Origin of the sequence: Rathayibacter sp. AY2B9 (assembly GCF_002931595.1) — a bacterium.
GTDB lineage: Bacteria > Actinomycetota > Actinomycetes > Actinomycetales > Microbacteriaceae > Rathayibacter.
The window spans coordinates 210,361-219,910 of sequence record NZ_PSUB01000003.1 but is presented as its reverse complement, the minus strand read 5'-3'; the positions used below and the strand labels follow the sequence as shown (position 1 = coordinate 219,910).

Sequence of the window (9,550 nt, the reverse complement as noted above, 5' to 3'; positions counted from 1 at the left end):
CCGGGGCGTCGGTGCGGGGGGAACGGGTCAGACGACGCGCGGGTCGGACTCCTGGGTGTCGTCCTCGGGGATGTGGACGTCCTGGACGGTCACGTTGATCTCGGCGACCTCCATGCCGGCGATGTGCTGGATGGCGTCGGCGACGGCGGAGCGCACGTCCTCGGCGACCTTCTGCAGCGGCGCGGGGTACTCGGCGACGATGGTGATGTCGGCGGCGACCTGGCGCTCGCCGACCTCGACCTTGACGCCCTGGCCGCGGTCGTCGTTGCCGATCGCGCTGCGGATGGCGCCGATCGCTCGGGCCGCTCCTCCGCCGAGGGCGTGGACGCCCGGGACCTCGCGCGCGGCGATGCCGGCGACCTTGGCGATGACGCCGTCCTCGATCACGGTGCGTCCGGATCCGGTGCTGGTCTGACGGGTGGTGGTCGCGGTGGTCTCGGCCATGGTCTCCTCTTTCGCTCGGGGCCCGATCGCTCGATCAGGCGGGGTATGCAGGTAGGACGCTCCGTCGACGCCGAACGTCACGGTCGGATCCGCCCCGCCCAGGCAACTGCCAGAGAGGCGGGCCCGGCCGGGCCGGTCCTCTCAGGAACGCGGTCGACGCCCGTCGATTCGCCCTCGGCCCGGTGCTGTGGTGGCATGGAGCCGTGACCGACGCGACCGCCCCGCAGGCGCCCCTCCTCGATCGGACGGCCGCGCGCATGCGCCCGCGCGCCCTGCTCGTCCTGGCCCTGATCGGCGCGGTCGGCGGGACCCTGTCGGGCGCGTTCGGCGTCGGCGGCGGGATCGTGATGGTGCCGATGCTGATCGCGTGGGCCGGGATGGACCAGCGCCGCGCCTCCGCCACCTCGCTGCTCGCGATCGCTCCGACCTCGGTCGCCGGAGCGTTCGGCTACGCCCTCGCCGGCCAGGTCGCCTGGGTCCCGGCGGCGGTGATCGCGGCTGCGGCGATGCTCGGGGCGGTGGCCGGATCCTGGCTGCTCGCGCGGCTGCCTCTGGGCGTGCTGCGCTGGATGTTCGTGGCGCTGCTCGTGGCCGCGGCGGTGCGGATGGCCGTGTTCGGCTCGAACGACACCGGCGACGTCGCCGAGGGCTGGGGCGTGTGGCCCGGATTCGCGGGGCTCGGCATCGGGATGGGCGTCGCTTCCGGCCTCTTCGGCATCGGCGGCGGAGCGATCGCCGTGCCGGTCCTGGTCGGCGCCTTCGGGCTCGCGGACCTCCTGGCCAAGGGCACCTCGCTCGCCGCGATGATCCCCACGGCGGTCACCGGCTCGATCGCGAACGCCCGGCGCGGCCTGCTCGACGTGCGCGCGGGCCTCGTGGTCGGGCTCACCGCGACGGCGTTCTCCTTCGCCGGAGTGGCGCTCTCCTTCCTCCTGCCGCGCGCGTGTCCGGGATCCTCTTCGCGGTCCTCCTCCTGCTCGCCGCGGTGCAGCTCGCCCTCCGCGGGCGGCGCCGCTGAGCCCTGCACGACGCGGAACCCCGCCGTCAACGCCCTGTCCGATCCGTCGCAGACGCTCGTAGCGTCGTCGCGATCGGGCGCGGGCCCGGAGGGGCGGGAGCACGATGGAGCAGCAGCAGCGCGAGCAGCAGGGCCGGCAGCAGCGGCGAGGGGGCGGCGCGAGCCTGCACCGGGACGTCGCACCCGGGGTGCACCGGCTCGAGCACGCCTGGACGAACCTCTACCTGATCGAGGAGGCGGGTCGGTTGACCGTCGTCGACGCCGGTCTCCCGAGGACGTGGCCGCACCTGGTCCGCGCGCTGGAGGTGCTCGGCCGCTCGCTCGGCGACATCGACGCCCTCGTGCTGACCCACGCGCACTTCGACCACCTCGGCGTCGCCCGCAGCCTCGTCCGGCGGGGCGTCCCCGTGCACCTGCACGCGGCCGACGAGCCGCTCGCCGCGCAGCCCTACTCCTACCGCCGCCAGCGCACCCCGTTCGTGTACCCGCTGCTGCACCCCTCCGCGATCCCGGTGCTCGGAGCGATGGCCCGTGCGGGCGCGCTCGCGGTGCCGCCCGTGCACGGGACCCTGCCGCTGACCGCCGGAGCGGTGCTCGACGTGCCCGGATCGCCCCGCGTGCTCGCGACTCCGGGGCACACCGACGGGCACGTCTCGCTGCACCTGCCCGAGCGCGACGCGGTGATCGACGGAGACGCCCTGGTCACGCTCGACCCCTACTCCGCGCGCACCGGCCCGCACCTGGTCGCGCGCGCCGCGACCGCCGACACGGCGCAGTCCCTCGACTCGCTGCGGGTCCTCGCCGGGACCGGGGCGCGGACACTCCTGCCCGGCCACGGCGCGCCCTGGCGCCTGGGCGTCGCGGCGGCGGCCGAACTCGCGGCGCGGACGCCGATCGCCTAGGGCGCGCCGCCGCAGGCCGCTCAGAGGCCGGTGGCCTGCCTCCCCGGCCGACCCGGTCCCGCAGCCGTGACACCATCGGAGGTGATGTCGATCCCCGGTCCCGCATGAGCGCGGTCAGCTACCAGGCCGCGTCGATCCCCCTCCGCCTGGCCAGCGCCGGCATGGTCGTCGCCCTCCCCGTCCTCGCCGTCGAGCGTCTCGGCGACGTCGCGCTCGGCGGTGCCCTGACCGGAGCGGCGCTCTTCCCCGCCGTGATCGCCGCGCCGCTGGTCGGCACGGTGCTCGACCGGGTCCGCCGCCCCCGCCGGCTCCTGGTCGGCGCCGCGCTCACGACCGCCGTCGCCTTCGCGGTCGCCGCCTTCCTCGGCGAGGTGCCGACGCCGCTCATCGTGGTGCTGCTGCTCCTCGCGGGGCTCGCGACGCCCGTCTACATGGGCGGCATGTCGAGCTTCGTCACGAGCGCCATCCCGGAGCCGCGCCGCGCCTACGCGCAGGACTCGCTCTCGTACACGGTCGCCTCGATCAGCGGGCCGGCGATCGTGGGCCTCGCGGTCGGAGTCGGGGGAGCGCGGACCGCGATGCTCGCCATGGCGGTCCTCGCCCTCATCGGCGTCGTCGGGTCGCTCGGCCTCGCCATGGAGGCCCGTCCGGCGCCGACCGTCGGCGTGCTGCGGACGATCGTCGCGGGCGTCACCCACCTCGTGCGGCACCGTCCGATCGCGGTGGTCACCTCGGCGGGCACCCTCAGCCAGGTCGCGGGCGGAGCGGCGGGAGTCGCGGCGATCAGCCTCTCTGTGGAGCGGCTGGGCAGCACCGACGCCGCCGCGTGGATCCTGACCGCCTTCGCCGTGGGCGGCCTGCTCGGCGCCCTCGCCGTGGCGGCCCGCCGCTGGACCCGCCGTCCGCCGGCGTGGACCATGGGCGCCGCCTACATCGCGACCGGCGCCGTCCTCCTGGTCGCCGTTCCCGACCTGGGCGTCGTCGTGGCGATCGCCGCCTTCGCGGTCGCGGGCGTCTTCACGGCCCCCTCGAACGCGGCGATGCTGCTGCTGCGCGACGAGGAGAGCCCCGCCACCGTCCGCTCGCAGGTGTTCACGATCGGCGCGGGGCTGCGCTCCGCCGCCGCGGCCGTCGGCGCCGTGCTGGCGGGAGCGGCGGCCGGCCTCGGAGCCTCCTGGCTCGTCGCGGGGATCGCCGTCGTCTGGATCGGCTCCGGCCTGCTGCTGCGGCTGTTCCCCGCGCGCGACCGCGACTGACCCGGGCCGCGCGCGGAGCGCTCGGCGGGACCGGCACCGCCGCGCGCGGAGATCGCGATCAGGCCGCGACGCCCGCCAGCGTGCCCGTGCTCGGCCCGTTCGGGTCGGTGATCATGCAGTTGATCGTCCGGTCGCCCGTGCCCCAGCTCTCGGCGGTCGGGTAGTAGTAGCTGAAGTCGTACGCCGAGTCCTGGTAGCCGATCCCGGTGAACGATTCGAACGCCGTGACGCAGTCGGTCTCGGCCTGCTCCGTCGCGACGGACTCGCCCGGGTACTCGTCGGCGTCGGCCATCGTCAGGTTCTGGAACACCTCGTAGACGTGCGGGTCGGTGCAGGGCACGGTCGGCACGTCGGTGACCTCGGTCGCCTCCTCGCTGAGCTCGCCGTTCAGGCAGTCGCCCACGCGCAGCTGGAAGACGTCGGTCGTCCCGCCCTCGGTGATCTCCCCGGTCTCGTCGTCGCGGGTCTCGCCTCCCATCAGGCCGTTCAGGCCCGAGCAGCCGGTCAGGCCGAGGGCGAGGGCCGCGCCGGCGGCCAGGACGAGGGCGGTTCTGCGGCGGTTCATGGCGACTCCCGGGATCAGCGGTACGGAGGTGTTCCTGTGACGACTCCCAGGCTAGAGGTGCAGGGCATCCGTCCCGAGGGGGATGCACCCGATCCGGATCTCCACTTTCCGGAGTAGCGGACGCTCAGCCCCGTCCGGTCGAATGGGGTCATGGCTCAGAAGACGGTCGCAGACCAGCTCATCGCTCAGCTCATCGACGCCGGCGTCTCCCGCATCTACGGGATCGTCGGGGACTCGCTGAATCCGATCGTCGACGCGGTGCGCCGCAGCGGCGGCTCCGAGAAGGGAGGCATCGACTGGATCCACGTGCGCAACGAGGAGGCGGCCGCCTTCGCCGCCGGCGCGGAGGCGCAGCTCACCGGGCGCCTCGCCGTCTGCGCCGGCAGCTGCGGCCCCGGCAACCTGCACCTGATCAACGGCCTCTACGACGCGCACCGCTCCTCCGCCCCGGTGCTCGCCATCGCGAGCCACATCCCGAGCAACGAGATCGGCTCGTCCTACTTCCAGGAGACGCACCCGGACAGGCTCTTCGTCGAGTGCTCGAACTACCGCGAGCTGATCTCGACCGCCGCCCAGGCCCCGCGGGTCGTCAACGCCGCGATGCGCAGCGCGGTGGCGCTCCGCGGAGTCGCCGTGGTCACCCTCCCCGGCGACATCGCCGAGCTGGAAGCGGTGGACGGCTTCCCCGCGTTCGTGCTGCCGTCGACGCCCGTCCTGGTCCCCGCCGACGCCGACGTCCGCGCCCTCGCGGCCGCGATCGACCAGGCGCGGACCGTCGCGATCTTCGCGGGCGCCGGAGTGCAGAACGCGCACGACGAGGTCGTCGCCTTCGCCGAGCTGGTGGGCGCGCCCGTCGGGCACAGCCTGCGCGGCAAGGAGTGGATCCAGTACGACAACCCCTACGACGTCGGCATGACGGGCCTCCTCGGCTACGGAGCGGCGCACGCCGGCATGCACGACGCCGACCTGCTCCTCCTCCTCGGCACCGACTTCCCCTACGAGCAGTTCCTCCCCGACGCCTCGAAGGTCGTGATCGCTCAGGTCGACAGCGACGCCTCGAAGCTCGGACGCCGCGTCAGCGTCGCGCACCCCGTCCACGGCGACGTGGCGGCGACCCTCACCGCGCTGACCCCGCTCGTGCAGCGGAAGGACCACCGCTTCCTCGACAAGACGCTGAAGAAGCACGAGAAGCTGGTCACCGGAGTCGTCGGGAAGTACACCGAGGTCGGCACGCGCAGCCCGATCCACCCCGAGCTCGTCGCGTCCACGCTCGACGGCCTGCTCTCCGAGGACGCGATCGTCACCGCCGACACCGGCATGGGCAACGTCTGGCAGGCCCGCTACATCACCCCCAACGGGAAGCGGCGCCTGCTCGGCTCGTACATGCACGGCTCGATGGCGAACGCGCTGCCGCAGGCGGTCGGCGCGCAGCTCTCGCACCCGGGGCGCCAGGTCGTCTCGCTGAGCGGCGACGGCGGGCTCTCGATGCTGATGGGCGAGCTGGTCACGGTCGCCGCCTACCGGCTGCCCGTGACGATCGTCGTGTTCAACAACTCCACGCTCGGGCTGGTGAAGGTCGAGATGCTGGTCGACGGCTTCCCGGACTTCGCTGTCGACGTGCCGATGGTCGACTACGCGAAGGTGGCGGAGGCGATCGGCATCCGCGGCATCCGCGTCGAGGACCCGCGCGACGTGGAGGAGGCCCTCCGGTCGGCACTCGCCGACGGCGGCCCGGTCCTCGTCGACGTGGTGACGGATCCGCTCGCCCTCTCGCTCCCACCCACGATCACGGGCGCGCAGGTGAAGGGCTTCGCGCTGGCGGTCTCGAAGATCGTGATGAACGGAGGAGCGGGCGAGGCCGTCGCGCTGGCCCGCACCAACATCAAGCACGCCCTCCGATGATCGACGCCCGGGCGCTCGCGAGCGGCACCTGGTTCGTCCGGGGCTCCTCGCTGCCGCTCTGGCGCTCGCGGTCGGGGGTGGCGATCACGTACGCGCCGCTCCCGACCGGCGGGATCGGCGACGTCGTCAGCTGGCGCGGCCGCACGCGCTCGCACTACGTGGTCGGCATCGACATCCCCGACCCGCACGATCCGTCCGGCTTCCGCTGGCGCGGCGTCGAGCCGCTGACCCTCCTCGCCCGCAGCCGCTGGTCGTTCGTGGCCGCCGACGAGGAGGCGGGCTGGGCACTCACCCGCTTCGCCCGGACTCCGTTCACGCCCGCCGGCGTCGACGTGTACGTCCGCGAGCCGCACCCGGCCCGCGGCGTCCTCGCGGCGGCGCTCGCCGCGTGCGCCGCCGACCCGCGCACGTCCGCGCTGCGCCCGCGCCTCTTCGAGGTCGCGCCCTGACTCCTGAGCGCGCGCCCTCCCGTGAGGCGTCACGAACGGTCGTCACCCTGCCCGGATGACGACCGTTCGCGACCCCTCGGCGGTCGTCGATGCGGAGCCCGGTCGGCGAGTGCTCGTCGCAGGCGCTCGACGGAGCGCTCGGGGTGGGGGACGAACTCGGCGCCGACGATGCGGACGACGCGGACCCCGATCGAGGCGAGGTCGTCGTAGCGGCCGAGGTCGCGCGCGAAGCGCCGGTTGCTGGTGCGATGATCGTCGCCCTCGTACTCCCACGCGACCCGCTCCGCGGGGTACCAGCCGTCCGGCCGCCCGACGAAGACCCCGTCGGAGTCGAACAGCGGCTCCTGCAGCACCGGCTCCGGGAGCCCCGCCCGCATGGACGCGAGCCGGAACCGCGACTCCTGCCGCGACTCCGCCCCGTCGCGCACCAGAGCGAGCGCGGCGCGGAGTCGCACCGAGCCCCGACCGCGGAAGGCCGACACGCGCTCCCGCAGGTCGGGCAGCGGCACCCAGGGCCGTTGATCCGCCGGATCGCCGACGACCGGCGTGCGCACCAGCGCGTCGCCCACCGCGACGAGGTCGTCCGGCTCGAGGAGCGCGGAGAGATGGCAGAAGAGCGAGGCCGGATCGGTGAGGGGGAGTCCGCGGCGGAGGACACGGCGGACGTCGGGATCGGCGAGGGCGTGGCCGACGACGTTCCGGTGCCGGGGAGCGCGTCCCGGCCGGCGGACGCTGACGTGCACCGGCTCGTCCGCAGCGGCGGGCGGGAGGTCGAGCGGCCAGAGCCGCGCCGCCGTCACGTGGCTCAGGAGCGCCTCCGGACCGACCAGCGCGAGGAGCGCCTCCGCGCGCAGGCGCAGGTCGGGGTCGGGGTCGGCGGTGCGGACGCCGTGGAAGGGCCGGTGGAGGTCGGAGCTGCGGAGCCGCCCGCGGCTCAGACCGCTCGCGCGAGCGTCAGCGACGGTGAAGGCGCGGCCGCGGAGTCCGATCGGAAGCGGCGAGGGATCGTGCATCCGGCCACTGTCCCGCCTCCCGATCCTCGTGAACCGGTTCTCCACAGGTCGGATCCGCCGCCCACCCCGCTCGACCGCGTCCATGCGTCACGAACGGCCGCCATCCCGCTCGGATGACGACCGTTCGCGACCCCTCAGCGAGCTGGTGCGCGCAGGTGCGGGCGCGTCACTCGCCGAGCGTGATCGCCTGCGCCTCGACGAGCTCGGGCTCGGGCTCGTGGGCGTCGGCGCGGGCCAGGGTGCGGCGTCCGAGCAGCACGATCAGCGCGGCGACGGCGACGGCTCCGGCCGCGGCGTACATCGGGAAGGCCGGCGAGATCGCCGCGGCCAGGGCGGAGGCGGCGGGCGGGGCGATCGCGCCGCCGAGGAAGCGGACGCCGGAGTAGGCGGACGACGCGACGGAGCGGGGCAGGTCGGTCGCCTCCATCACGCACTCGGTGAGCACCGTGTTGACGACTCCGAGCAGCAGGCCGCCGACGATGATGCAGACGATCAGGCCGACACGGGACGAGATCACGAGGCCGCCGGCGATCAGGTCGAGCGCGAGCAGCAGCAGCACCGAGCGCAGCACGACGGTGCGCGGGAGGCGCCGGGTGAGCAGCGGAGCGACGAACACGGAGGTGATCGCCACGCCCAGGCCCCAGCCGAAGAACGTGAAGCCGAGGCCCATCTCGTCCAGCCCGAGCGGGTAGGGCGTGTAGGCGAGCAGCACGAAGAAGCCGATGTTGTAGAACAGGGCGGCGCCCGCCAGCGTGCGGATGGCCGGGACCTTGAGGGCCGCGAAGGGCGCCGAGAGCGGAGTCGGAGCGGGCTTGGGGCCGTCCTCCCGCAGGAGCGTCGCGATGGCGATGAAGCCGACGGCCATCAGCACGGCGGTCCCGAAGAACGGGCCGCGCCACGAGACGCTGCCGAGGAGCCCGCCGAGCAGCGGGCCGACGGCGATGCCGATGCCCAGCGCGGCCTCGTAGAGCACGATCGCCGCGGAGGAGCCTCCGCTCGCCGCGCCGACGATGGTCGACAGGGCGGTCGAGATGAACAGCGCGTTGCCGAAGCCCCAGCCCGCGCGGAAGCCGATGACGCCCTCGACGCTGCCCGCCGTGCCGGCGAGCGCGGCGAACACCACGATCAGCACCAGGCCGATCATGAGGGTCTTCTTGGCGCCGATGCGGCTGGAGAGCCAGCTGGTGAAGAACATCACGACGCCGGTGATGACGAGGTAGCTCGTGAAGAGCAGCGAGGTCTCGGTCGGAGTCGCCTGCAGGCTCTCGGCGATGGCCGGGAGGATCGGGTCGACCAGGCCGATCCCCATGAAGGCGATCACCGCGGCGAAGGCGACGGCCCAGACGGCCAGCGGCTGCTTCAGGATCGAGCCCTGGGCGGGCGAGTGGGGGGAGGTGGTCACGGCGTGGAGCCTTTCTCGGGGGAGGAGGGGACGGGGGTGCCGGCGATGCGGGTGACGCGGGCCTCGACGAGGGTCGCGGCGCGCTCGAGGGCGAGGCGGTCGTCCTCGTCGAGGTCCTCGAACAGCGGGGCCAGGGCGGCTTCGAGGCGGAGCCGGTGCTCGGCGAGGGCGTCGAAGCCGGCGGGAGTGCCCTCGATCAGCCAGGCGCGGCCGTCGCCGGCGTCGTGGACGCGGCGGATCCAGCCGGCCTCGTCGAGCCGGGCGATGATGCCGGTCATCGTCGGCTGGGTGACGCGGACCCGCTCGGCGAGCTCGCCGAGGCGGGAGGGGGAGGCTGTCCGCAGCTCGGCGAGCGTCGACCAGACGGCTCCGGACTGCGCGCCGAGCCCGGTCGCGCCGCTCGCCCGGCCCGCGAACCGCGTGAGGGCGGTGGCGGCGGAGGCGAGACGCACGGGGGCACTGGGATCGGGCACGAGAAACAATATAGCACGCCTATGTAGTTCGGTGGAGGGCGCTCCGAGTCCACCCTCCATCGGGCGCACTCACTGACGTTCTCCTCCGCTTCTGTGACAGGATCGTCCGTATTCGCGCGTCCACTC

The 9,550-nt window shown here is 74.1% G+C and carries 9 protein-coding genes and 1 pseudogene; 5 read left to right on the top strand and 5 right to left on the bottom strand.

All coding sequences use genetic code 11. The annotated features are described in order from the left end of the window. Window positions 1–27: 27 nt before the first annotated feature. Window positions 28–444 carry an Asp23/Gls24 family envelope stress response protein gene (locus C5C25_RS05305; protein ID WP_104225148.1) on the bottom strand — a complete coding sequence of 139 codons (417 nt, stop codon included), beginning with the start codon at window positions 442–444 and terminating at the stop codon, window positions 28–30. Window positions 445–701: 257 nt separating this feature from the next. Here C5C25_RS05305 and C5C25_RS16980 point away from each other — a divergent pair. The 3 genes and pseudogenes from C5C25_RS16980 to C5C25_RS16645 all read left to right on the top strand — a co-directional run. After that, window positions 702–1,325 (top strand): annotated as a pseudogene (locus tag C5C25_RS16980) (sulfite exporter TauE/SafE family protein); the annotation flags it as partial. Window positions 1,326–1,566: 241 nt separating this feature from the next. Further along, window positions 1,567–2,364, top strand: a complete 798-nt coding sequence (locus C5C25_RS05295; protein ID WP_104249953.1) for an MBL fold metallo-hydrolase — start codon at window positions 1,567–1,569, stop codon at window positions 2,362–2,364. Between the two features lie 104 nt (window positions 2,365–2,468). Next, complete coding sequence (locus C5C25_RS16645; protein ID WP_104308321.1) at window positions 2,469–3,620, top strand: MFS transporter; 1,152 nt, start codon at window positions 2,469–2,471, stop codon at window positions 3,618–3,620. A 58-nt stretch (window positions 3,621–3,678) separates the two neighbouring features. On the opposite strand, the gene C5C25_RS05285 is transcribed toward C5C25_RS16645, so the two are convergent. Beyond that, entirely contained in the window at window positions 3,679–4,185 is a 507-nt protein-coding gene (locus C5C25_RS05285) for a septum formation family protein (RefSeq protein ID WP_104226088.1), read from the bottom strand. A 150-nt stretch (window positions 4,186–4,335) separates the two neighbouring features. On the opposite strand from C5C25_RS05285, the gene C5C25_RS05280 reads away from it, so the two are divergent. Beyond that, window positions 4,336–6,087, top strand: a complete 1,752-nt coding sequence (locus C5C25_RS05280) for a pyruvate dehydrogenase (protein WP_104226089.1) — start codon at window positions 4,336–4,338, stop codon at window positions 6,085–6,087. After that, the gene (locus C5C25_RS05275; RefSeq protein ID WP_104249952.1) at window positions 6,084–6,536 is read left to right on the top strand and encodes a hypothetical protein; all 453 of its coding nucleotides are present in this window, start codon (window positions 6,084–6,086) and stop codon (window positions 6,534–6,536) included. Before C5C25_RS05280 ends, C5C25_RS05275 begins: the two co-directional genes overlap by 4 nt. A gap of 29 nt (window positions 6,537–6,565) precedes the next feature. Here the strand turns inward: C5C25_RS05275 and C5C25_RS05270 are convergent, their stop codons facing one another. From C5C25_RS05270 to C5C25_RS05260, 3 genes are all read right to left on the bottom strand, one after another. After that, the gene (locus C5C25_RS05270) at window positions 6,566–7,549 is read right to left on the bottom strand and encodes a hypothetical protein (RefSeq protein ID WP_104249951.1); all 984 of its coding nucleotides are present in this window, start codon (window positions 7,547–7,549) and stop codon (window positions 6,566–6,568) included. Window positions 7,550–7,715: 166 nt separating this feature from the next. Further along, window positions 7,716–8,951: an MFS transporter gene (locus C5C25_RS05265; protein ID WP_104225140.1), complete on the bottom strand. Its 1,236-nt coding sequence runs from the start codon at window positions 8,949–8,951 to the stop codon at window positions 7,716–7,718. After that, window positions 8,948–9,424, bottom strand: a complete 477-nt coding sequence (locus C5C25_RS05260; protein WP_181133635.1) for a MarR family winged helix-turn-helix transcriptional regulator — start codon at window positions 9,422–9,424, stop codon at window positions 8,948–8,950. Before C5C25_RS05260 ends, C5C25_RS05265 begins: the two co-directional genes overlap by 4 nt. Between the last annotated feature and the right edge of the window lie 126 nt (window positions 9,425–9,550).